This window comes from Acetobacter estunensis (genome assembly GCF_011516945.1).
In the GTDB taxonomy this organism is placed as follows: Bacteria; Pseudomonadota; Alphaproteobacteria; order Acetobacterales; family Acetobacteraceae; genus Acetobacter; species Acetobacter estunensis.
On record NZ_WOTH01000004.1, the window covers coordinates 29,340 to 52,997 of the forward strand.

18 protein-coding genes are annotated in these 23,658 nt (G+C 61.4%); 13 read left to right on the forward strand and 5 right to left on the reverse strand.

Annotated elements, in window-relative coordinates; translation table 11 throughout:
* The first annotated feature begins 72 nt into the window (after positions 1 to 72).
* The 3 genes from yidC to argB are packed head-to-tail and all read left to right on the forward strand — an operon-like array spanning position 73 to position 3,481.
* Entirely contained in the window at positions 73 to 1,827 is a 1,755-nt protein-coding gene (yidC, locus tag GOB87_RS03090; protein WP_166313091.1) for a membrane protein insertase YidC, read from the forward strand.
* A 2-nt stretch (positions 1,828 to 1,829) separates the two neighbouring features.
* Complete coding sequence (yihA, locus tag GOB87_RS03095; protein ID WP_166313092.1) at positions 1,830 to 2,507, forward strand: ribosome biogenesis GTP-binding protein YihA/YsxC; 678 nt, start codon at positions 1,830 to 1,832, stop codon at positions 2,505 to 2,507.
* A 53-nt stretch (positions 2,508 to 2,560) separates the two neighbouring features.
* A complete protein-coding gene (gene argB, locus GOB87_RS03100; protein WP_166313093.1) occupies positions 2,561 to 3,481 on the forward strand; it encodes an acetylglutamate kinase in 921 nt (306 codons plus the stop codon).
* A gap of 218 nt (positions 3,482 to 3,699) precedes the next feature.
* On the opposite strand, the gene GOB87_RS03105 is transcribed toward argB, so the two are convergent.
* Both GOB87_RS03105 and GOB87_RS03110 read right to left on the reverse strand, forming a co-directional pair.
* A complete protein-coding gene (locus GOB87_RS03105; RefSeq protein WP_242006128.1) occupies positions 3,700 to 5,130 on the reverse strand; it encodes a cytochrome c in 1,431 nt (476 codons plus the stop codon).
* A 54-nt stretch (positions 5,131 to 5,184) separates the two neighbouring features.
* Positions 5,185 to 7,416: a PQQ-dependent dehydrogenase, methanol/ethanol family gene (locus GOB87_RS03110; RefSeq protein ID WP_166313205.1), complete on the reverse strand. Its 2,232-nt coding sequence runs from the start codon at positions 7,414 to 7,416 to the stop codon at positions 5,185 to 5,187.
* 514 nt (positions 7,417 to 7,930) lie between these two features.
* Here GOB87_RS03110 and GOB87_RS03115 point away from each other — a divergent pair.
* From GOB87_RS03115 to cyoD, 5 genes are all read left to right on the forward strand, one after another.
* Positions 7,931 to 8,689, forward strand: a complete 759-nt coding sequence (locus GOB87_RS03115) for a Bax inhibitor-1/YccA family protein (protein ID WP_166313095.1) — start codon at positions 7,931 to 7,933, stop codon at positions 8,687 to 8,689.
* A gap of 496 nt (positions 8,690 to 9,185) precedes the next feature.
* Positions 9,186 to 10,109, forward strand: coding sequence for a ubiquinol oxidase subunit II (gene cyoA, locus GOB87_RS03120; RefSeq protein WP_166313096.1), 924 nt, complete (start codon positions 9,186 to 9,188; stop codon positions 10,107 to 10,109).
* Between the two features lie 7 nt (positions 10,110 to 10,116).
* Positions 10,117 to 12,108 (forward strand): cytochrome o ubiquinol oxidase subunit I, encoded by a 1,992-nt coding sequence (cyoB, locus tag GOB87_RS03125; RefSeq protein ID WP_166313097.1) that lies wholly within the window; start codon positions 10,117 to 10,119, stop codon positions 12,106 to 12,108.
* Complete coding sequence (gene cyoC, locus GOB87_RS03130; RefSeq protein ID WP_166313098.1) at positions 12,108 to 12,713, forward strand: cytochrome o ubiquinol oxidase subunit III; 606 nt, start codon at positions 12,108 to 12,110, stop codon at positions 12,711 to 12,713. The genes cyoB and cyoC overlap by 1 nt, the downstream gene beginning before the upstream one ends.
* Complete coding sequence (gene cyoD, locus GOB87_RS03135; RefSeq protein WP_166313099.1) at positions 12,713 to 13,045, forward strand: cytochrome o ubiquinol oxidase subunit IV; 333 nt, start codon at positions 12,713 to 12,715, stop codon at positions 13,043 to 13,045. Before cyoC ends, cyoD begins: the two co-directional genes overlap by 1 nt.
* Positions 13,046 to 13,353: 308 nt before the next feature.
* On the opposite strand, the gene fdxA is transcribed toward cyoD, so the two are convergent.
* The gene (gene fdxA, locus GOB87_RS03140) at positions 13,354 to 13,686 is read right to left on the reverse strand and encodes a ferredoxin FdxA (protein ID WP_166313100.1); all 333 of its coding nucleotides are present in this window, start codon (positions 13,684 to 13,686) and stop codon (positions 13,354 to 13,356) included.
* A 181-nt stretch (positions 13,687 to 13,867) separates the two neighbouring features.
* On the reverse strand, positions 13,868 to 16,444 hold the full coding sequence (locus GOB87_RS03145; RefSeq protein ID WP_166313101.1) for a helicase-related protein: 2,577 nt from the start codon (positions 16,442 to 16,444) through the stop codon (positions 13,868 to 13,870).
* A 128-nt stretch (positions 16,445 to 16,572) separates the two neighbouring features.
* Between GOB87_RS03145 and GOB87_RS03150 the strand changes: the two genes are divergently transcribed.
* The 3 genes from GOB87_RS03150 (at position 16,573) to GOB87_RS03160 (ending at position 19,237) form a co-directional block, all read left to right on the forward strand.
* Complete coding sequence (locus tag GOB87_RS03150) at positions 16,573 to 17,988, forward strand: leucyl aminopeptidase family protein (RefSeq protein WP_166313102.1); 1,416 nt, start codon at positions 16,573 to 16,575, stop codon at positions 17,986 to 17,988.
* Positions 17,989 to 18,145: 157 nt separating this feature from the next.
* The gene (locus GOB87_RS03155; RefSeq protein ID WP_166313103.1) at positions 18,146 to 18,568 is read left to right on the forward strand and encodes a MarR family transcriptional regulator; all 423 of its coding nucleotides are present in this window, start codon (positions 18,146 to 18,148) and stop codon (positions 18,566 to 18,568) included.
* A gap of 219 nt (positions 18,569 to 18,787) precedes the next feature.
* A complete protein-coding gene (locus tag GOB87_RS03160) occupies positions 18,788 to 19,237 on the forward strand; it encodes a hypothetical protein (RefSeq protein ID WP_166313104.1) in 450 nt (149 codons plus the stop codon).
* Positions 19,238 to 19,331: 94 nt separating this feature from the next.
* On the opposite strand, the gene GOB87_RS03165 is transcribed toward GOB87_RS03160, so the two are convergent.
* Positions 19,332 to 20,369 carry an MraY family glycosyltransferase gene (locus GOB87_RS03165; RefSeq protein ID WP_166313206.1) on the reverse strand — a complete coding sequence of 346 codons (1,038 nt, stop codon included), beginning with the start codon at positions 20,367 to 20,369 and terminating at the stop codon, positions 19,332 to 19,334.
* A 104-nt stretch (positions 20,370 to 20,473) separates the two neighbouring features.
* Between GOB87_RS03165 and GOB87_RS03170 the strand changes: the two genes are divergently transcribed.
* The gene (locus GOB87_RS03170; RefSeq protein ID WP_166313207.1) at positions 20,474 to 22,516 is read left to right on the forward strand and encodes a polysaccharide biosynthesis protein; all 2,043 of its coding nucleotides are present in this window, start codon (positions 20,474 to 20,476) and stop codon (positions 22,514 to 22,516) included.
* The gene (locus tag GOB87_RS03175; RefSeq protein ID WP_166313105.1) at positions 22,513 to 23,652 is read left to right on the forward strand and encodes a DegT/DnrJ/EryC1/StrS family aminotransferase; all 1,140 of its coding nucleotides are present in this window, start codon (positions 22,513 to 22,515) and stop codon (positions 23,650 to 23,652) included. The genes GOB87_RS03170 and GOB87_RS03175 overlap by 4 nt, the downstream gene beginning before the upstream one ends.
* Positions 23,653 to 23,658: the final 6 nt, after the last annotated feature.

Genomic DNA, 23,658 nt, shown 5'->3' on the forward strand with positions numbered 1-23,658 from the left:
CGATCATGCCGGACCCTTGCGTGGGGGCTGGCTCGGAGTGTCACGAGAAGCAGAGAAGGCCAGCCGCTCGGTATGGATATCAGACGCGTAATACTGGCGACCATCCTGTCGGCGCTGGTGCTGATCGGTTTCGACTACTTCATGCCGGAGAACAAGACCCCGGCGGCCATTCAGGGGCAGACCGCCACCCAACAGGGTGCGCCAGCGTCGCCCACTGCGGTGACGGCGGCCACGCGCCAGCCGGAAGATGAAGCGAACGCGACTCCGGCCCGTCTGCCAATCGATGCGGTGGATGTGAGTGGCTCGATCAATCTGCGTGGTGCGCGGCTCGATGATCTCGTGCTGCGCAACTATCATGAGACGGTAAAGCCCCACAGTCCGCTCGTTCGCGTGCTTGAAGCGCATGGCGAGAAGGAGCCGACTTACGTCGAGTTCGGTTGGTATGCCTCTCCCGGCGCCACCGTGCGCCTGCCGGACGCACATACGCTGTGGACGGCGACGGCCCCGAAGCTTGGCTCCGATGCTCCGGTTGCCCTGACCTGGGACAATGGCGCGGGCCTGACGTTCGAGATCGATCTCGCGATCGACCGTGATTATATGTTCACCGTGACGCAGAAGGTTCGCAACGTGACCGGCAGCGCCGTGGCTCTGGTGCCGTATTCGCGCGTCGTGCGGGGATACACGCCGGAAGAGACAGGCGGGATGCTGGTCCATGAAGGCCCGATCTCGGTCATCGGCGGACGTCTGGGCGAAGAATCCTACAAGTCGCTGCGTGATGGTTCCACGGCGCCGAACTATGTGTCGTGGACCAAGGCGGGCACTGGCGGCTGGGCCGGTATCACGGACAAATACTGGCTGGCGGCTGTTGTGCCCGATCAGACCAGCGAAGTGACCGGCACTTATGGTTTCGATACGCCGGATGGAGCGTATCAGGTCGGCTTTACGGCACGTAATCCGCTGGTGGCAGCACCCAATGCCGAGGCGCAGAGCGTCTCGCATGTGTTCGCGGGCGCCAAGGAAGTGCGGCTGCTGGAGCGCTATCAGCACGATCTGAACATTCCGGACTTCTGGAAGGCCGTGGATTTCGGCTGGTTCTCGTTCCTCACACGGCCCGTCTTCTTCGTGCTGGATACGCTGTATCAGTTCTTCGGCAATTTCGGTCTGGCGCTGCTGACCTTCACTCTGATCGTCAAGGCGGTGTTCTTCCCGCTTGCCTCCAAGGGCTTCCGTTCGGCGGCCGCGATGCGCGACGTCGCGCCGCGCATGAAGGAGATCCGCGAGCGGTATAAGGACGATCCGGTCCAGATGAACCAGCGCATCATGGCGCTGTACAAGGAAGAGGGCGTGAACCCGGCCAGCGGCTGTCTGCCGCTGCTGATTCAGGCGCCCGTATTCTGGTGTCTCTACAAGGTGCTCTACGTCACCATCGAGATGCGTCACGCGCCGTTCGTGGGATGGATTCACGATCTGTCCGCGCCGGACCCGACCAACCTGTTCAATCTGTTCGGACTGCTGCCGTTCGATCCCACGCATATCTCATCGTGGCTGTGGCTGGGCGTATGGCCGATCCTCTACGGTCTGACCATCTGGCTGATGCAGCGGGTCAATCCGGCGACGATCGATCCGGCGCAGAAGACCGTGTTCATGATGATGCCGTTCGTCTTCACGTTCTTCATGGCGCGTCAGCCGGTCGGTCTGGTGATTTACTACTGCTGGAACAACCTTCTCACGGTGGTTCAGCAGTTCGTCATCAAGCGCGCGCATGACCGCAAGAAGGGGCAGCCCGAGATCATTCCACCGCCGAAGAAGACCGGAAGGAAAGGCTGAGCATGGGAGAAGCCGACGGACGTGATTTCTCGGCCTCGCTGACGCTTTCGCCCGAGCAGATCGAGGCGGGACGTCTGCTGTTCGCGCGTCCGTGCGAGTTCTTTCACGGCGCGCAGAACATTTCCCAGTTGCCGGTGTCCGATGCGCCGGAGGTGGCGTTCGCGGGCCGCTCGAATGTGGGCAAGTCCAGTCTCATCAACGCGCTGACAGGACAGAAAAGCCTCGCGCGCGCGTCGTCCGAGCCGGGGCGTACGAAGCAGCTCAACTTCTTCGACCTGGGTGGTCGTCTCGTATTGGTGGACATGCCGGGTTATGGCTACGCCAAGGCCGCGAAATCGGTGAAGGAAGACTGGCAGGGGATGATGTTCGATTATCTCCGTGGCCGACCGAACCTGCGGCGTGTTGTGCTGCTACTGGACGCGCGTGTCGAGACGAAAGCGTCCGACCGTGAGGTGATGGACCTGTTCGACAAGGCGGCCATCAACTTTCAGGTTGTGCTGACCAAATGCGACGATGTGAAACCGAAGGCTGAAGAAGCCCGGTATCGGGAGGTTGCGGCGGAAATGAGCCGCCATCCGGCGGCGCATCCGGTGGTCCTGCCGACAAGCAGTCAGACCGGACGCGGTATTCCCGAACTGCGGGCGGAACTGGCGGCGTTTGCCGAGGAACCGGCGAACTGATTGTTTTCTCCGGGAGCACGGCTCTTCCCGGATCGAGGTGAAGGAAAGACAACATGACGCAGGAAGGTCTTCCGATGGCGGATGCCTTGCAACAGGCGACCACGCTGGCTGGAGCGTTGCCATTCCTGCGCCGCTATGCGGGCGACACGATTGTCGTGAAATATGGTGGTCATGCCATGGGCAATCCCGAACTGGCCGAGACATTCGGCAAGGACATAGCGCTGCTCAAGCTGGTGGGGATCAATCCCGTCGTCGTGCATGGTGGGGGCCCGCAGATCAATCAGATGCTGGAGCGGTTGCAGGTGAAGTCGTCCTTTGTGGACGGCCTGCGTGTGACGGACGCGTCCGCTATCGACATCATCGAGATGGTGCTGTGCGGATCGGTCAACAAACAGGTGGCGACGCTCATCAATGAAGCGGGCGCGCTGGCTGTGGGTATTTCCGGCAAGGATGGTGGTCTTGTTCGCGCCAGCAAGCTGGAGCGGAAGGTGAAAAACCCTGCCACAGGCAAGTTCGAGACGGTGGATCTGGGGTTTGTGGGCGAACCGGACGAGATCAACCCGCAGGTTCTGTATGCTCTTTCAGGTTCAGGTCTGATTCCTGTGATCGCGCCGGTTGCGGGTGGGCATCATGGCGAGACGTTCAACGTCAACGCCGATACGGTGGCGGGTGCGATTGCCGGTGCCGTCCATGCGTCCCGTTTGTTGATGCTCACCGATGTGCCGGGCGTGCTGGATGAGAAGGGCAAGCTCATCCCCGAATTGACGGCGGAGGAAGCGCGTAAGGGCATCGAATCCGGTATGATCTCGGGCGGCATGATCCCCAAGGTGGAAACCTGTCTCAAGGCTGTGCAGGCAGGAGCCAGGGCGGCAGTGATCGTCAACGGCAAGGTGCCGCATGCGTGTCTGCTGGAACTGTTCACGCAATCTGGGTCTGGCACGTTGATCCGTAGCGAAAACGCTGGCCGACGCTGACAGCGGCAATCGATTTCATGAAAAACGGCGCTCCTGAATGGGAGCGCCTTTTTTCATGGGGAGAGCGGATAGGGGGTATAGGGACGGCGTCCCTGTTTGCGGTGCCTCATGCCAGTCGCGAATGCATGGTGAAGCGGCCATAAAAAAAGCCACGGGAACGGTCCCGTGGCTTTTCCTTGTGGCTGCCGAGGAAACCGACAGCCGAGAGTTCGTAAAGCTTACTTCGCCTCGTCCACACCCGTATGGGTCTGGGGTGCGAAGCTCCAGCCGTTACCGTAAGGCTGCGGCGGGAACAGGCCCCAAGAGGAGTAATTGGTGGAGGAGGCCGTCCATCCACGCTGCGTGCCAAGCGGCTGATTCGACGTGCGCAGCTTGGTGATGCCAGCAGCGGTCACGTTGGCTGGTGCCTTGTTGCCCCACGACGTGCGGATGAAGTTCACGACATCGGCCACCTGCTGATCGTTGAGCAGCTTGTGATAGGCCGGCATGGCGATGGCGGAGGGCGCCCAGTTGGTCGGCGGCAGCACGCCACCGGCGACGACGACATGAGCCAGCGACGTCGGGTCATCCGTTGCGACAACTGGGTTCCCTGCCAGCGGCGGGAACATACGGGCGACACCACCACCGTCATTACGGTGACAGATGGCGCACTGTTCAATGTAGATGTCTGCGCCAGTCATGCCAGCGGTCTTGCCGGAATCCAGAGCTTCAGCCGTGGAGGCGTCGTAGGTGTAGTCACCCTTGGCCTTCGGTACGGGTGGGAGACTCTTGAGGTAACGGGCCGTGGCGCGAAGATCGTCCTCGGTCCAGTACTGCGTGCTCCATGCCACCACATCGGCCATGCCGCCGAAGACGGCGGAGTGGTCGATACGGCCAGAGCGCAGGAACTGCACAAGGTCATCTTCTGTCCAGCGTCCCAGACCCACCACCGGATCGTCACGCAGGCTCGGTGCGATCCAGTTGTCGATCACGCCACCACCGGCGAGAAATTCTGCGCCACCAGCGCCGTCATAGGCCTTTTCCTGCATGGAGAAGCCGCGCGGCGTATGGCACGCACCGCAGTGACCCGGACCCGTGACGAGGTATTCACCACGCGCAACGACCGGATCAGACCCCGGAGCGGGTGTGAATGCCTTGGCGGCTGGCGCGAACATCTTGGCCCACAGGCCAAGCGGCCAGCGCATGGAGAGCGGCCAGGAGATATCCACCGGCTTGTCGGGCTGCTCGATGGCTGGCACGCCCTGCATGAAGTAAGCGTACAGCGCCTTGATGTCGTCGTCCGTCATGCGAGCAAAGGACGGATACGGCATTGCCGGATACAGATAGGATCCGTCCTTGCGGATACCACGGCGCACCGCGTTGTCGAAATCCTGCAGCGTGTAATTGCCGATGCCGTTTTGCTTGGACGGCGTGATGTTGGTCGAATAGATCGTGCCGACCGGGGTCTTGATTTCAAGACCACCGGCGAACGTCTGGCCGTGCAGGCCGGTATGACAGGCCACGCAGTCACCGAGGCGCGCGATATACGCACCCCGTGTGACAAGGTCACTGTCTGTGCTTTGAGCCGCAGCAGGAGAGGCACCGAGAGCCGTTCCCGCCAGAAGCCCGAGGGTGGCTGCACCAAGTGCAGCCTTGAGTCCCTTGATCATGGTTTCACCACCGCGTCGCTTTTGTTCGGATGAGGTCATTGCTGGAACGGCCGATCACTGCGTGATGCCGAGCGTCGGATTGACGGGAATGTTCGCGTCATTTTTCCGGGCATCGACTTCGCGCTGATAGGTCTCGTTGGCGCGCTTGAGGAGATACTGGCGGATTGACTCGATCTCATCTGGCGTCATGGAGGTGTCGAAACGGTCCATGCCATAGGCCGTCAGAGCACCGCGGCCGACCACATTATAGAACGCGTCCTTGTGACGGATGGAGCCGGACCAGCGCAGATCGGGCAGCACACCGGCGCCTTCCGCGTTGTCGCCATGACAGGTCTGGCAATAGGTCTGATACTGGAAGTAGCCGTTATCGACCTGCTTGGTGTCGTAGTCTGCCGGCGGCTTCACGGGCAGGAAGCCCATGTTGTTCATCGGCGGCAGCTTGGCCGTTCCATCGAGCGAGAACACCGCGAGGTAGGAGTGGTTGACCGTCCAGCCGGAGGTACGGCCCACGCCACCCATCGAGATCGGGTAGATGCCGCCCCAGCCCACTTCGACCGCAACATACTGCTTGCCGTTCACGCTGTAGGTGACCGGAGGCGCGATGATGCCGCTCTGTGCGTTGAAGCTAAACAGATCCTTGCCGTTCGTGGCGTCGTAGGCGTGGAACTCACCGTTGGCGAGACCCTGGAACAGAAGATCACCGCCCGTTGCAAGCAGACCACCGTTCCACGGACCCTTGTGGTCGATCTTCCAGACGGTTTCCAGCTTCACCGGATCCCAGGCCAGCACCCACCCGTGCAGATCCTTGATGTAGGCCGTGCGGGCTTCCGGCGTGTCGGGCAGACCGTTCTTGGTCATGTCCAGGCCGACGTTCCAGGAGTCCGGGTGGGCCTTGAAGCCACCGACCTGGTTCTTGTAGCCGAACGGAATCTGATGCGCCGGGATGTAGACCAGACCCGTCTTGGGGCTGTAGGCCAGCGACATGAAGTTATGGGCGCCCAGCGGGCCGGGAATGCCGTACCACCACTTGCCGTTGAGCGTGTAAAGCGCTTCGGGGTTGAAGATCGGGCGGCCGGTCTTGGGATCGAGGCCATAGGCCCAGTTCTCATAGACGTAGTTCTTGCCCTGAATGAACTGGCCGGTCTTCGCATCGATCACATAGAAGAAGCCGTTCTTCGGAGCGTGAATGATGACGTGGCGCTTCTCGCCATTGATCGGCAGATCAAGCGTCATGATCTGCTGGACCGAGGTGTAGTCCCACTGGTCCATCGGCGTGGCCTGGAAGTGCCAGACATACTCGCCGGTGTCCGGCTTCACGGCCACGATGCTGCCAAGGAACAGATCGTTGCCCCGGCCTTCGGAGCGGTATTTGTAGTTCCACGGTGAGCCGTTGCCGACCGCGATGTAGACCAGATCGGTCACAGGATCATAGACGAGCGAATCCCAGACGGTGCCGCCGCCGCCCTGCTGCGTCCAGTAGCCCTTCGGTCCCCACGTCTTGTAGGCCTTGCTCATCAGGATGCTGTCGGAGGCCGCATGGTCCGGCTCGTTCTTCGGGTTCGGGACCGTGAAGAAACGCCAGTCCAGCTTGCCGGTCTCGGCATCGAACGCGGAGATGAAGCCACGTGCGCCGAATTCCGCGCCGCCATTGCCGATCAGCACACGGCCCTTGGCGATACGCGGAGCGATATCGACCGTATAGGAACGCTGCTTGCCCAGCTGGGCTTCCTTGGGGATCGTGTTGACCTGCCACACGAGCTTGCCGGTCTTCGCGTCAAGCGCGATCAGACGGCCGTCGAAGGTGCCGACATAGATCTTGCCGTTCCAGTAGGCTGCGCCACGGTTGACGCTGTCACAGCAGCCCTTGTCGGCGATGTTGCCTGGTACTTTTGGGTCATAGGCCCACAGAAGTTCGCCGGTGTCGGCTTTCAAAGCCTTGACCTTGGACCAGTTGGTCGTGGCGTACATCACGCCGTCCACGATCAGGGGCGTGCCTTCCTGACCGCGGTTGCTGTCGAACTCATAGGTCCAGGCGAGCTTGAGGTTGCCCACGTTGTCGCGGTTGATCTGGTCGAGCGGGCTGTAGCGCTGCTCGGAATAGGTGCGACCGTAGGTCAGCCAGTTCTCGGGATGATCGTCGGCATGGATGATGGCTTCACCGGTCGCGCCCTGAGGGTCGTCGGCGCGGGCCGGACCGGAAGGCTGGCCCATGGCTGCGGCAAGGAAGGTTCCTGCCGCGAGGAGGCCAAGGAGGGAGAACCTCTTGGCGGATGCGGGGCGGATCATATCGTCTGTCCTCGACAAGTCACTGATTGCGGCTTCAGTCGGCAAATCAATGCGGAATTACCGTTGTGAGCCAGACAGCCCGCATGACCCAATGATGTCAATCGTGTCATGTGGAAGCGCCCATGCATCAAATGAGGGGCGGAAACCTGCGAATTATGCTGTTCCGGCGTTCCGAAGGGGTGTCGCAAAGATGAACCGACCCGTTTCATCCAAGGTGTATCGCGGATTCAGACGAAGCGGCGGGGAATGATGGCGTGGGTCAGTCGTCGGGCAGGGAAAAGGTCGTGGTCAGGGTTTTGGAAACGGATGTCACGAAAAGGTGATTGTATGTGAGCACTTAGGGACCGGCTGTGAGGGTGTCGGATGAATGACTCCTCTTTAACTGGCGGTTGGGCCGTGGGCCGTGTATTGGAGTCTAAAATGATACGGATGGTTGAAGCCGTCGTGGTACGTTTCCATATGGTACCTACCAGACCGCAGTTGAGACCTCTGGTGATCTAGCAGGGAGCAATACATGTCATTCAGTCGCGACTTTCAGTCGTCGCCGTTTGCCACCGGAGCCCAGTCGTCGGCCATTGATGCAGGCATGCGTGCCTACATGCTCCGGGTCTACAACTGGATGGCGTCGGGGCTGCTGCTGACGGCGCTCGTAGCGTACCTCATCGTGAACACGTCGGTGCGGAACGCTTTCTTCCATGTGCAGGGCTATAACGTGGCACCGACCGGCCTCGGTTGGCTGGCGATGATCGCGCCACTTGGCTTTGTCATGGTGATGTCCTTTGGTGTGAATCGCCTTTCCCGGCCTGCGGTGCAGGGCCTCTTCTGGGCGTTTTGCGGCGTGATGGGGGCCAGCCTGTCGAGTATCCTCCTGCTTTATACGGGTGTGTCCGTTGCGCGGGTGTTTCTGGTAACGGCCATCACATTCGGTGCCACCTCTCTCTGGGGCTACACAACCGGCGCGAATCTGATGCGGTTCCAGTCCTTTCTGATGATGGGCCTGTTCGGTTTGGTCATCGCGGGGTTGGTGAACATGTTCCTTGCCAGTCCGGCGGTGTATTTCATCTACAGCGTAGTGGGTGTGTTCCTGTTCATCGGGCTCACCGCTTTCGATACCCAGCGTATCAAGGCCACCTATCCGCAGTTCGCGATGTATGAAGGGCCGGAAGGCGCTGCCAAGCGTGCGGTTTACGATGCGCTGGGCCTGTACCTGAACTTCATCAACCTCTTTCAGTTCATGCTCCAGTTCATGGGTACACGTAACAACAATCAGTAAGGCTTTGGTCTTGTACCGAAGGGCGGAAGCGCCATTCGGATGTCGGAAAACCCGTCTCTCTCACGAGAGGCGGGTTTTTTGTTTGAGGGAGTCGGATGCTTCGTAAAGGGGCAATGAACGTAAGATGGCACCGGACGCATGGCTGTGTCGAAAAATATGGGCATGAGGAACTGAGGGGTAGTGCGGTGTCGGAAGCGTGAGGTGAGGATTTTCGAAAAGCCGCATCCACGCGCCGAAATTGGAAAGACCTGTGAGTATTGAAATCAACTGAAACATTACGTGAGGTGTGGTGGGGGCGGTTTTTGACGGTCTGATAGGGAAGATCGCCCATACCGAAGGTGTTTCGTGCATTGTGGTAACAGGCTTGTGGGATTATTGATTTGTCGTAATGCAGCGTGGCCCGCAGACCGTCAGCGGTTGGTGGCTGTCATTGAGCTGTGAAGCGCGGGCCTAATGTCGAGGCTTGAACGAGTATGTCAGAATCGAGGGACGTACGATGAGAAACAAGTACCTGAAGGGAACAGCCAGATTGGCTGGTCTTGCTTCGGTGCTTCCACTGGCAGGATGTGACTGGGACATCCTGAACCCTAAGGGGCCGGTGGGAGACCAGCTCAAATTCCTGATCGTCGAGTCGGTGATCGCCATGCTCATTGTGGTTGTCCCGACAATCATCATGGTATGCGTCTTCGCTTGGAAGTATCGGGCCTCCAATACGTCGGCCGAGTATCTGCCGAAGTGGAGTCATTCCAACAAAGTCGAGGCGATGATCTGGGGTGTTCCCACGCTGATCGTCATTTTCCTGGCGATCATCACCTACCAGACCTGCCACTCGCTGGACCCGTATCGTCCGCTTGATGCAGAGGCGAACACCAAACCGCTGGATGTCGAGGTTGTGGCGCTCGACTGGAAGTGGCTGTTCATCTATCCGACCGAGGGTATCGCCACGGTCAACCAGCTTGCTATTCCGGTGAACACGCCGGTCCATTTCGTGATCACGTCCGATGCGGTGATGAATTCTTTCTTCATTCCGCAGCTCGGTTCCATGATCTACGCAATGGCGGGCATGCAGACGCAGCTCCATCTGATGGCGACCGAAGCGGGCGACTATCTGGGTGAATCTGCGAACTACAGCGGTCGCGGCTTCTCTGACATGAAGTTCCGCACGCTGGCCATGCCGCAGGATCAGTATGCTGCATGGGTCGAGAAGGTGCGGGCTTCGTCCGACCAGCTCGACAACCCGACTTACGCCAAGCTGGCCGCGCCGAGCGAAGCTGAGCCGGTTCGTTACTTCTCTCACGTCGAGCCGAACCTCTTCGACGAGATCGTGGCGAAGTACAATAACGGCATGGTCATGGACAAGAGCACGGGCAAGATGATCCACATCCAGTCCGCGATGTCCGACATGAACATGAAGGAGTAGGATCCAAATGCTAGGGAGATTATCATTCGCGGATATCCCGCTGGATGTGCCGATCCTAGTCGGCACGTTCATGGGTGTCGCGATCGTGGGCATCGCCGTTCTCGGCCTGATCACGTATTACGGAAAATGGGGCTATCTCTGGAAAGAGTGGTTTACCAGCGTTGACCACAAGCGGCTGGCGGTGATGTACATCGTGCTGGCGCTCGTGGCCCTGTTCCGCGGTTTCGCGGACGCCATCATGATGCGTTCCCAGCTTGCGCTGGCATACGCGGGGAATCCCGGCTATTTGCCGCCCCATCACTACGATCAGATCTTCTCCGCTCACGGAACGATCATGATCTTCTTCCTGGCCATGGCGTTCATGACCGGACTGTTCAACTTCATCGTGCCGCTTCAGATCGGTGCGCGTGACGTGGCCTTCCCGTTCCTGAACAACCTGAGCTTCTGGATGACGGCCGTTGCGTTCATTCTGGTGAACATTTCCCTGTTCATCGGTGAGTTCTCGCAGTGCGGCTGGCTGGCGTATCCGCCTCTGTCCGAGATGCAGTTCAGCCCCGGCGTCGGCGTCGATTACTATATCTGGGCCATCCAGATTTCAGGTGTCGGCACGCTGCTTACGGGTGTGAACTTCTTCGTCACCATCGTGAAGATGCGTGCGCCCGGCATGACCTGGATGAAGATGCCTGTGTTCACCTGGACGGCCCTGTGCTCGTCCGTGCTGATCATGGTCTCGTTCCCGGTCCTGACGGTGGCTGTCGCCCTGCTGGGTCTCGACCGCTATTTCGGCATGCACTTCTTCACCAATGATGGTGGCGGCAACCAGATGCTGTACCTCAACCTGATCTGGGCGTGGGGTCATCCGGAAGTCTACATTCTCATCATTCCGGCCTTCGGTGTGTTCTCGGAAGTGGTTCCCGCTTTCTCGGGCAAGCCGCTGTTCGGTTACGCGACGATGGTCTATGCGACCTGCGCCATCATGGTGCTGTCGTTCGTCGTCTGGGTGCATCACTTCTTCACCATGGGTGCGGGTGCTGACGTCAATGCCTTCTTCGGCATCATGACGATGATCATCTCCATCCCGACGGGCGTTAAGCTCTTCAACTGGCTGTTCACGATGTACAAGGGCCGCGTGCAGTTTCACGCCACCATGTACTGGGCCGTCGGCTTCATGATCACCTTCACGATCGGTGGTATGACCGGTGTGATGATGGCCATTCCGGCCGCCGACTTCGTTCTTCACAACAGTCTCTTCCTGATTGCTCACTTCCACAACGTCATCATCGGCGGTGTGTATTTCGGCTATATCTGTGGCATGAACTTCTGGTTCCCCAAGGTGTTCGGCTTCAAGCTGAACGAAACATGGGGCAAGCGGGCGTTCTGGTTCTGGTTTGTCGGCTTCTACGTGGCCTTCATGCCGCTCTATGTTCTCGGCTTCGAGGGCATGACCCGTCGTCTGAACCACTACGACAATCCGGAATGGTATCCGTGGCTTCTGGTTGCCGAAGTCGGTGCGGTGCTGATCCTGTTCGGTATCGTTTGCCAGTTGACGCAGCTCTATGTCTCGGTTCGTGACCGTAATCTGGTCGAAAACCGTGATCTCACGGGTGATCCGTGGAACGGTCGTTCGCTCGAGTGGTCAACGTCCTCCCCGCCGCCGCCGTACAACTTCGCGATCGTGCCGCATGTGCATGAGCTCGATGCGTACTGGCACGACAAGGAGAACGGCATCGACACACGTCATGCGGGTGGGCCTTATCAGCCGATCCACATGCCGAAGAACACGGTTGGCGGTATTGCCGTTGGCGTGCTCAGCCTTGTGCTCGGTTTTGCAGCTGTCTGGTATATCTGGTGGCTTGCGGTCATCGCGCTTGTGGGCATCTTCGCAACGGTGATCGCACGCAGTGCGAACCAGGATGTGGATTACTACATCCCCGCCGAAGAGGTTGCCCGTATCGAGAACGAGCACACCCGCAAACTCATGGCACAGGCGGCTGAGTAATGGCGCAAGACACAACTCTTAACGACGCGCACGCGGAGCACGAACACCACGAACTTCCGACGGTGTTCGGGTTCTGGGTCTACCTGATGACGGACTGCATCATCTTCGGATCGCTGTTCGCCGTCTTCGCAGTCCTCCATGACCAGTTCAATGGAGGACCCACGGGCAAGGAACTGTTCGAGATTTCGGGGCTGGCGCTGGAAACGGCGCTCCTCTTGATCTCGAGCATCACCTATGGTTTCGGTATGATCGCGGCCCATAAAGGTCAGATCAAATCGGTCCAGATGTGGCTGGGCCTCACGTTCCTGCTTGGCCTTGGGTTCGTGTTCCTCGAAGTCCGTGAATTCGCCGGTATGATTGCAGAGGGAGCCGGTCCGGACCGGAGCGCGTTCCTCTCGGCATTCTTCACGCTGGTTTCGACCCATGGTCTGCACGTTTCGTGTGGTCTGGTGTGGATCATCACGCTGATCGTGCAGCTCTCGGGCGTTTCCGCGATTTCCGAGCGCATGATGAACAAGCTCACCATGTTGAGCCTGTTCTGGCACTTCCTCGACATCGTGTGGATCTGCGTGTTCACCTATGTCTATCTGGCGAGCATGATCTGATGAGTACTGACCATTCCGCCCATGAGGGCTCAAGCCATGGCAGTGTGAGCTCGTACGTTATCGGGTTCATTCTTGCCGTTGTTCTGACTGTCGCGTCGTTCATGATCGTGATGGGCCACAGCATGTCGCCTTCCGGCACGCTGACGGCCATCTCGGTGCTGGCTGCAGTTCAGGTGGTTGTTCACCTGATCTTCTTCCTGCACATGAACACGTCATCCGAGAACAAGTGGAACAACAACGTGTTCCTCTTCACACTGATGTTCGTGGCGATCTTCTTTGTCGGCACGATCTTCATCATGACGAACACCGCCGAACACATGATGTCTCGCTGACATCCTGCGTGGGCTGAAGCTGCTCTGGTGGCTTCAGTCGGTGCGATGATTGCGGAAAGCCCCTTGCCGGAAACGGTAAGGGGCTTTTTCGTTTGTGAGATGTGCGCCGTTAAGGATGGGTGTCTCGTTTGGAGCGGGCAGCCGTCAGAAATGGCCAGCCAAGTCGGGCAATCGGCTCCATGACTCAGTAACAAAAAAGACGGAAGACCGACTGTTGCCAGCGGTCATTCCGTCCTTTGTGGTTCTGTCGGCCTCTATGCAGAGAGCCTACGGAAAGTGTCCGATCACAGGAACCGGACGCCGGAAAATCAGTCTTTCTGAGGCTCGGGAGACAGCATTGCCGCTTTGCCCGGCTTGTCTTTCCATTCCTCGGCGTCCGCCGGGGGCGTTCCCTTGCGGGTAATGTTGGGCCACGATGCCGCATATTTGGCATTGACCTCGGCCCAGGCCGTGGAACGGTCATCACTGTCCGGGAAGATCGCTTCTGCCGGGCATTCCGGCTCACACACACCGCAGTCGATGCACTCGTCAGGGCTGATGACGAGGAAATTCTCGCCAGCGTAGAAGCAGTCCACCGGGCAGACTTCCACGCAATCCATGAACTTGCAGCGAATGCAGTTTTCAGTGACCACGTAGGCCATCGTCATCTCCGATACTGTGGGCTCGACATGATGCCAGAGCCGGGTGGGCGCAGGCTGTCTCCTTGGACTCTTCCTCACGCTTGATGTGGGGGCACGTATGGGGCGGTTTGCAGGCAGACGCAAGGCCATGTTGAGGACAGGAGAGTCGCAATCCTCAAATGCCGGTCCGTGTCGCGCGTTGTCAGGCGGATTGGCGCGCCAGAAGCGGGGCGAGAGCGGAGAACGGACTGTCTTTCAGGCGCGCTGGCACCACCGGATGGGGGCGGTGCCGGGAACGGCGAGGACGAGCGCGGGCCAGCATCCACACCGGCAGCGGCCCCGCCATGTCTTTGGATAATGGTCGGGGTGTCGAGAGATGCAACCCCAGAGCCTTGAGAATGGGCGGCACATCAGCGGTGCGGACGCCAAGCCATGGCGCGAAATCGGCACGTAGCGCCACATCATGACGTTGGGCGCGTTGGGCAAGATCATGGGTCAGTCGGTCCGCCATGTCGATCCGCAGGCGCACACCACCGCATACCGGCCAGCCAAGACGTTCCAGCAACGGAGAAAGGAAATCCCGCGCGATCACGGATACGGCGGCGGTTGGAGGGAGTTCCGGGACGTTTTCGCCAGTCTGCACGGCCAGCAGCAGGGCGCGCAGACGCAGGGGGCGAGGTTTGAGCAGGGCTGGAAGGTAAAGCTGCCCAAGACAGGTGCGCACGCCCAGTCGGCAGAGCGGGTGTCGGCCCGTCACGGGGAAACGGGCGCTCGCCTGTCCGCCGCCCTCCATCATTTCGTGCAGGGCGCCCCGCGCTTCGGGGATGTTCATCGCCGCTGCCTGTATGCGGAAAAGAGGAGCCAGTTCACGCGCGATGAGATGGGCCATGAAGCGCTCAAGCCGGGTGCGGATCGTGTCACGCTGACGTGGGCTCAGAAGATCGTCACCGCAGGGCGCAACGGTGGGGCGCAGCACCTCCTGTCCGGCGCGCAACCGACCGATCACCACATCGTCCCAACTGATGTCTCCGGTGCCCTCATTCAGTCTGAACGCCGTATCGGGAGCATCGTGACAGGCTTGTACGCGGCGCGGGATCTCGGTGCGCAGGGCACGTCGCGCCGCCCGGGCGAGTGTGGTGCGATCGGAAGAAGGCAGACTCGGATCGAGATGGAGCAGAAAGCCTTCCATGCGGCCAACGGGGTGGCCTTCCACGATCACCTCGCCATCCGTCTTTACCGCGGAGAGCAGGGGCGCGTGCGCTTCGTTTTCCAGCAGGCGAATCAGGTGAGCCGAACGGCGGTCCACGAAGCGTGCGGTCAGACGCTCGTGCAGCGCATCCGAAACCTTGTCCTCCACGGCGCGTGTGCGGTCCTGCCACATCGGCGCGTTGGCGATCCACTGATCCCGGTTGGCGATGTAGGACCAGATGCGGATGCCGGCGAGACGCTGCATCAGCGTGTCCACATCGCCATCCACGCGGTCGAGACGGTCGAGCTGTTCCTTGAGCCATGCTGGCGGCAGGCGGCGTTGCTCGACGAGGAGATGGAACACGCGCGCGCAGAGCTGGGCGTGGCTGCGCTCCCCGAGCTTGCGGAAATCGGGGATCTGGCACGTCTCCCACAGCAGCTTTGTGCGGGAACGGGTGGAAGCCGCAGCGAGCGTGTCGGGATCGAGCACCAAAGCCCCAAGAATGAGGGCGTCGCTGGTGGGTTCGCTCGCTTGAAGCCCGCGCAGGGGCGGCGGACGGGAAAGACTGGCAAGGAGGGCGTGGGGGGACGAGAAATCGAGTTCGTCATTGCGCCAGATCAGGCGTTCGAGCGGATCGAACTGATGGGTCTCGACCGCTTCGATGATGGGCTCCTCGATGGGAGGACATCGTCCTGTGGTGCCGAAGGTGCCGTCACGCGCCCCGCGTCCGGCGCGTCCGGCAATCTGCCCGATCTCTGCTGCGGTGAGAGGGCGGCGACGCCGACCGTCGAACTTGGACAGGCCCGCGAAGGCGACATGGGCGATGTCCATGTTCAGGCCCATGCCGATGGCGTCCGTCGCCACGAGATAATCCACCTCGCGGTTTTGATAGAGCGCCACCTGTGCGTTGCGCGTGCGGGGCGACATTTGCCCCATGACCACCGCACAGCCGCCACGCCGGGTGCGGATCAGTTCGGCGATGGCGTAAAGCTCGGCGGCAGAGAATGCGACAATGGCCGAACGCGCGGGAAGTTTGTCCAGCCGCATCGTCCCTGTGCAGGTGAGGGCGGACAGACGCGGGCGTGTGTCAATGGTGATGCCCGGCAGGAGGCGGCGCAGCAGGGGCGCTATGGTCTCCGCGCCAAGGAACAGGGTCTCTTCGCGCCCCCGGGCGTGCAGCAGGCGCGTGGTGAAGATATGTCCACGCTCCGGGTCCGCGCAGAGCTGGATTTCGTCCACGGCGAGAAACGCGACGGAGCGATCCACGGGCATAGCCTCGACCGTGCAGGAAAACCATTGCGCGTCGGGCGGGACGATCTTTTCCTCGCCGGTGATGAGCGCCACGCGCGACGCCCCCTTGAGGGCGACCATGCGCTCGTAGTTTTCACGCGCAAGCAGACGCAGGGGAAAGCCGATGATGCCGGAGGGATGGGCCAGCATCCGTTCGAGCGCGAAATGCGTCTTGCCGGTGTTGGTGGGGCCGAGAATGGCGTGAAGATGATGGTCCGCGTCGTGCCGGGGCATGACGAAGGACACATCGGCGTCCGCGGGCAGGCGAGCCGGAGGCGGGCGGGCAGGGAACCCTGTCATGACAATGATGGTCGGACGGTTCCATGCCAAATGCAAGGCCCTGTTGGCGTTGTCAGGGCATTGCATCCGTACGGGTTCGGACGCAGCCTTGTTTTTATACGACATGCTCACGCGCAGGAGAGACGCACATGGCACGCAAGGGACTGGACTGCATCGTCACGACGGGGCGCGTGAAGGGAACGGTTGGGGTGGTGTACGGCGTGCGTGCGACGGATGACGCGACCCTCGTGGCGCTGATCGGCAAAGCCGGTGCGGCGTTCGCACGGCGCACCGGGTTCACGGCAAAGCCGGGTGAACTGGCGCTGGTGCCCGATGCGTCGGGTGCTGTGGTCGGGCTGCTCGGGCTGCCCGAAGCGAAGCGGGTCGATCCGTTCGTCTTCGGTGGACTGCCCCGTGCACTGCCGGCGGGGCTGTGGCGGCTGGAACTGCCCAAGGATGTGAAACGGACCGACGCGGTGCTCGGGTTTGCCTTGGGGGCTTACCGCTACACTCTTGGCAAGGCGCCGGCGGAACTGGCGCGTCTGCATGAACCCAAGGCGGATGCGGCCACGCTGGAACTGGCGCAGTCCATCTGGCTGGGGCGCGATCTCATCAATATGCCCGCCAATCTGCTCGGGCCGTCCGAACTGGCGCAGGCGGCGGTGAAGGCGCTCGATCCGTTCGGCGCGAAGATACGGGTCGTCAAGGGCAAGACGCTGGAGGCGGAATACCCTCTGGTGGCCACCGTCGGACGGGGATCGGATCGTGGACCGCGCGTGGTGGTGGCGTCATGGGCGGGTTCGAAAGCACCCACCAATGCACCGCTGCTGTCGCTTGTGGGTAAGGGCGTGTGCTTCGATTCCGGTGGCTACGACATCAAACCCGCTTCGGGCATGTTGCGGATGAAGAAGGACATGGGCGGGGCCGCGACCGCGCTGGCGTTGGCGCGGCAGATCATGGCTCAGGATCTGCCCGTGCGGCTGGAAGTGCGACTTGGCTGTGTGGAAAATGCAGTTTCGGGATGCGCCATGCGACCGCTGGACGTGGTGACGGCCCGCAACGGGTTGACCGTGGAAATCGGCAACACGGACGCAGAAGGCCGTCTGGTGCTGGCCGACCTTCTGACTGAAGCCAGCGAGGCAAAGCCTGCGCTCCTGCTGGATGTCGCCACCCTTACGGGCGCGGCCCGCGTGGCGCTGGGGCCGGATATTCCGGTGATCTTCAGTCGTGACGACGGGGTGGCGGAAACTCTTCTTGCGGCCGGAATGCAAGTCTCCGACCCCTTGTGGCGTCTGCCGTTGTGGGATGGATACCGGGAATGGCTGAAGAGTTCAGTGGCCGACATGAATAATGTGTCATCTAAACCGTTTGCAGGGGCAGTAACGGCGGCATTGTTTCTTGATCGTTTTGTTGAGCCTGACGTGCGTTGGGTGCATATCGACAGCTACGCTTGGAACGATGCGACACGGTCCGGACGGCCGGAAGGCGGGGAAATCCTTGGCTTACGGGCCGTTCTCGCCTCTTTGGGGCGCCTCGTGGGCGTGAACAGTTTATTAAATTCGTGAGAATAACGATTCCTCACCGCAACTATTGGATTGTTTCGGGTTTAAATCGGCCAAGGACAGGTTATATGTCCCGGCAAGCGAAATTCGAAGAGCCGGCGTAATCCGGCGGCAGGGCACATTGCGTGCCCTGCTTTAGGGCAAGCGGGGAATCGCAACGATGGCACAGACCAGAACGCTCAAGGCCGCCAAGGCCTCGGCAGTGAAGAACACCGATGTAGCAGACCAGTTGGTCAATACGCTGCGTGAGACGATGGTGTCTCTCGTGCGGCGCGATGGGCCGGATCTTTCCGCGCGTCAGCTTGCGGTGTTCCTGACCTGCTATTTGCAGGAAGAGGGGCACACCGTGCGTGGTCTGGCCTCGGAATTGAACGTGTCCAAGCCCGCCATCACCCGCGCGCTCGATCGTCTCGGTGAACTGGATCTGGCGCGCCGCAAGGTGGACCCGCTGGACCGTCGCTCGGTGCTGGTGCAGCGCACGCTGAAGGGTGCGGCCTATCTGCGTGAGATCCGTTCCATCATGGGTGAGAGCGGTGCGAAGAAAGCGTCTTCCGAGACCCGGGCAGCCCGTCGCGCCGCCTGATTTTTCTTCAGGGCGTATTTTGAAAAAGCCGCGTTCCCTTGGGCGCGGCTTTTTTGTGCCGGGATAGAGCGGCAGGTCATCCATGCGCGGATGAACGTAGTGAAGGACGTCATGTTGCCGCAATGTCGTGGGATGAACCGACAGGGTCATGCGACGTTAGAGACGTGACATGACACGACAAGGTGTCCGGTCCGTATTGATTAAAACGGGAGTTTCCACATGCGTTTTGCTCCGATTGCCGCTGTTGCTGCGCTGTCGTTCGCATCCTTTGCCGCAGTTCCGGCTGCCATGGCGGCCGATACAATGGGAAGGCCCAGCGGCACCGTCACCATTCGCACCAAGTCGGCGGATGTGGGCGTGGGCTATACGTGGGGTGAAGCCACTCTGCGTTTTGCAGGTCACACCTATCGCTACAAGGTAACGGGCGGCCAGATCGCGGCTGTCGGGTTTTCCGAGGTCGTGAGCAAGGGTGAGGTTTACAACCTGCATCGCGCCGCCGACATGGCGGGCACATTTGCTCAGGCTGCGGGCGAAGCCACGCTGGGCAGCGGTCTCGGTGGCGGCGTGTATGAGAACAAGAATGGCGTGCGCCTGAAGATCGAAAGCTCGGCCAAAGGCGCGCGTCTTTCGGCTGGAGCGGGTGGCCTGACGTTCGAACAGATCAAGTAATCGGTTCGAACAGTTCTGAAAAACGGAACAACGGGTCGGAGCCTAAGGCTTCCGGCCCGTTTTTTGTTTGTGCGGGTATCAAATAAAAGAGTGCTTACCAGCGACCGACGGGATGGTGCCGCACCCGGCGCACGACAAATGCCGTCCAGACAAACTGCGGCAACAACACGACCAGAATGAGTGGCAGCAGAGTGGGAAGCCTTCCCAGCAATGCGTAGGCACCCACTCCCCATGCGACGAAGCCCCAATGGAGGAGCGTCACCATGGGCATCGGGAGGCCCGCACGGAAGGCGACCTGATAGAGATGCCCGCGATGCGCCTGCAGCAGTTTTTCGCCAGCGAATGAGCGCCGCATCAGTGTGACGGCCACGTCATAGAGCAGACCGGCGATCAGGCAGGGCACGAGCGCCGCTGCGTGCAGATTCGGCAGTTCCTGCGCAACCGGACCGCCTTGCGCCAGCATGAGTGCGGCTGTGGCGATCAGCAGGCCGCAGGGCTGGCTCCCCACATCGCCAAGGAAAATGCGGGCGTGGGGGAAATTAAGTGGCAGGAACGCCAGCAACCCGAACGCCAGAAGGGCGCTGTTGCCGCGCAATTCCACGCCATCCGCTGGCCAAAAAGGGAGGGCGAGGCACAGGAGGGACAGACACAGCACGCCGCCGACCAGCCCGTTGAGGCCGTCCATGAAATTCACGGCGTTGGTGACGAACACTGTCCACGTCACGGCGCAGAGCATGGTGACCGCCAGCATGAACCCCGCGTCGCCCATCGGCAGGGTCGCAAGGGTGACGAGCACGGCGGCCACAACCTGCGCTGCCAATTTGATGAGGGGCGGCCACTGATACACGTCGTCCAGCCATGACACCGTGCCCAGCAGCATCGCCGCACCCCATATCGCGATCCCTTCAGGCGCGAAGGTGTCCAGACCGCAGAGCATATGCAGGGGAAAGTACAGCAGCCCGAACGCTCCCATGACGCCCACGCCGCCGCCCTTGGGGGTCGGGCGCGTGTGCGAGCTGCGGTGGCCCGGCGTATCGAGCACCGCCACACGGATCATGCTGCGCGTCAGCAGGGCCGACAGCGCGTAAGCGCCCAGCAGCACAAGAAGGGAGGGAGAAAACACATGGAACATGGGCAACGGCAGCGGTGATCCCAAGGCGGAAGGGGAACGGAAGGAAAGAAACCTCGGCTTCGTTTCTTCTAGCCGACGCGCAGGTGGGCTATAGGGCGAGCGTGATGGTCCCGCAACGCCCGGATGTCGCGCCGAGAAGCACCCGGCTGCGGCCGTTCAATCGGATTCTGGTCAACGTCCTGCTCGATGGCAGCGTGGCCGCTCTGGCGGCGCCTGTCGCCCGCTGGCTGGCTGCACCGCGTGACGGGTTGATTCATCCCTTGTGGTTTCTGGCCAGTGGCGCGATCACGCTGCTGGTCAGCGGTCTGCCGTTCCGAATGCCGCAGCAATACTGGCGCTTTTCCGGCACGTCCGATCTACTGGGGATTGTGGGCGCGTCGGTCGCCAGCGCCATTTTGTTCACGCTCGGGCTGAAAGCCACCGGTTTCCCGCTGCCCAGCCCGACATTCCCCCTCATTTACGCCATGACACTGGTGGCCATGCTCGGTGGCCTGCGCCTGTCCTATCGTCTGAGCAACACGCTCGCCCGGCGGCGCGCCCTGTTGCGTCCCATCGTGCTGGTGGGCGCCGATCAGGTGGCGGATCTTTATCTCCGCGCCATCGACCGTAACCCGGAGGCGGGTGTGCGTGTGACGGGCCTGATCGGCCAAGGCACGCATCAGGCCGGACGGCGTATTCACAATGTGCCGATCCTCGGTCATGTGACCGATATTGCCGCTCTGCTCGATGGGATGGCGGAGCGCAACGCCCTGCCTGAGAGCCTCGTCGTGACGGATTCGAACTTCCGGGGCGAAGCCTTGGGGCGCGTGCTGGCGGCGGCCGAGGCTCATGGAATCGAGGTCATGCGTGCGCCGGTGCTGACCGCGCTGACGCCCGCCTCGCGCATCGAACTTCGGCCCGTCATGATCGAGGATCTGCTCAACCGGCCGCAGGTGCCGTTGGACCGGGCGGGCATGGACCGGATGATCCGCGATCAGGTTGTGCTCGTCACGGGCGCGGGGGGCACCATCGGCTCCGAACTCGCCCGGCAGATCGCGGGATTCGGGCCGCGCCGACTGGTGTTGCTCGATCATGGCGAGTTCGCGCTGTGGCAGATCGACGTGGAACTGGGCGAGCTTGCGCCAAAGGTGCCCCGCAGCGTCGTGGTGGCGGATGTGCGTGACGTTGGGCGCATCGACGAGGTGTTCGCGGAGTGTCGTCCGGCGCTCGTGTTCCATGCCGCAGCCCTCAAGCATGTGCCCATTGTAGAAGCCAATGCCTGTGAGGGGCTACTGACCAATGTGGTCGGCACGCGCATTGTGGCGGACGCTGCAAGACAGCACGGCGCCCGCGCGCTGGTGATGATTTCCACCGACAAGGCGGTCAATCCCTCCAGTCTGATGGGAGCGAGCAAGCGCGCGGCGGAGATGTACTGTCAGGCGCTCGACATCGCCGCCCGCACGTCCGGCGATCCCGCCGCCCTGCGCTGCGTGACGGTGCGGTTCGGCAATGTGCTGGGATCGACCGGCTCCGTGGTGCCGCTTTTCCGTCGCCAGCTTGAGCGCGGCGGCCCGCTGACGGTGACGCATCCTGACATGCAGCGCTATTTCATGACTGTGCCGGAGGCCGTGGGGCTTGTGCTTCAGGCCAGCGTGCGCGGGACGGACGGGCGTGGTTTCGATGCGGACATGATGCCCGTTCTTGAACCGGCGCGGGTGGCGGGCACCGACCGCCTGCTGCGCGATGGTGGGATTTTTGTGCTCGATATGGGCGAGCCGGTGAAGATCGTGGATCTTGCCCGTCAGATGATCCGGCTTGCGGGCCTGCGCCCCGACGAGGATGTGGCCATTCGTTTCACGGGGCTGCGGCCGGGTGAGAAGCTGTTCGAGGAGTTGTTTCACGGGCGTGAGGCACCTGTGCCGACGGACGCGCCCGGCCTGCTGATGGCCGCCCCCCGTGTGGTGGAACTGGCCGGAATGGAGCGGGCTGTGGACCGCATTGCGGCACTGGCGCATGCCGGAGATGCGACGGCGGCGATTGCGGTGCTCAAGACACTCGTGCCCGAATTCGATCACAATGCGACCGGCGAGATGGACCTATGCGTGCGGGCGGGGCCGGGGCGCGCTACAACCGCCGCCATCGGTGAGGGAGAGGAACGGACGTCATGAGTGCGACATCAGGGGAAAAGCCCATCGCGTTTCTCGATCTGCCCGCTCAGCAGAAGCGACTTGGACCGGCCCTGAAAAAGCGGATCGACACGGTGCTGGAGCATTGCCGTTTCGTGCTTGGTCCCGAGGTGACGGAGCTTGAGGAGCGACTGGCCGCGTGGTCCGGCGTGGGGCATTGCGTGGGCGTCTCGTCCGGCACGGACGCGCTTCAGATCGTCATGATGGCCGAGAATATCGGACCGGGAGACGCGGTGTTCCTGCCCGCTTTCACGTACACCGCCACGGCGGAAGTGCCGCTGGTGCTGGGAGCGACACCCGTTTTCGTGGATGTGGATCCGCAGACGTTTCAGATTGATCCCGCCAGTCTGCGCGCGCGGATCGCCGCTGTGAAAGCGGCTGGCAAGCTGACGCCACGCGCCATCGTCGGTGTGGATCTGTTCGGCCAGCCTGCGCCGTGGGAAGAGTTGCGGGCGATTGCCGCGGAAGAGAGGCTGTTTCTTCTGGACGACTGCGCGCAGGCTTTCGGTGGTGTGTATCGGGGACGGCCTCTGGGTGGGGAGGCCGTCGCCACGACGCTGTCCTTCTTTCCGTCCAAACCGCTGGGTGGTTACGGCGACGGCGGAGCGATCCTGACGGACGACGCGGAGCGTGCCGAGCTTTACCGCTCTCTGCGCACGCATGGCGAAGGCAAGACCCGCTATGAGGTGCTGCGCACCGGCATGAACGGGCGTCTGGACACGTTGCAGGCGGCGGTGCTGCTGGCCAAGCTGGATGGTTTTCGTGAAGAACTGGCACGGCGTGAAGCCATTGCTTGCGCTTATGACGCTGGTCTTGCAGGTGTGGCGCAGGTGCCGGTCCGCGTGCCGGAGAGCGCCAGCGCATGGGCGATCTATTCCATTCTGCTGAAGGACGAGGCACAACGCGCGGCGACGCAGGCCCGCATGAGGGACGCTGGCGTGCCTTCGGCCATCTATTACCCGTTGCCGCTGCATCATCAGCCGGCCTATCGGGATCACCATGACGGGGTGGCGCTGCCGGTATCGGAGGCGCTGTCGAAGCGCATCCTCGCGCTGCCCATCCACCCGGAATTGACGGATGCGGAGGTCGCGCGCGTGATCTCCGCTGTCCGAGGCTGAAGGACT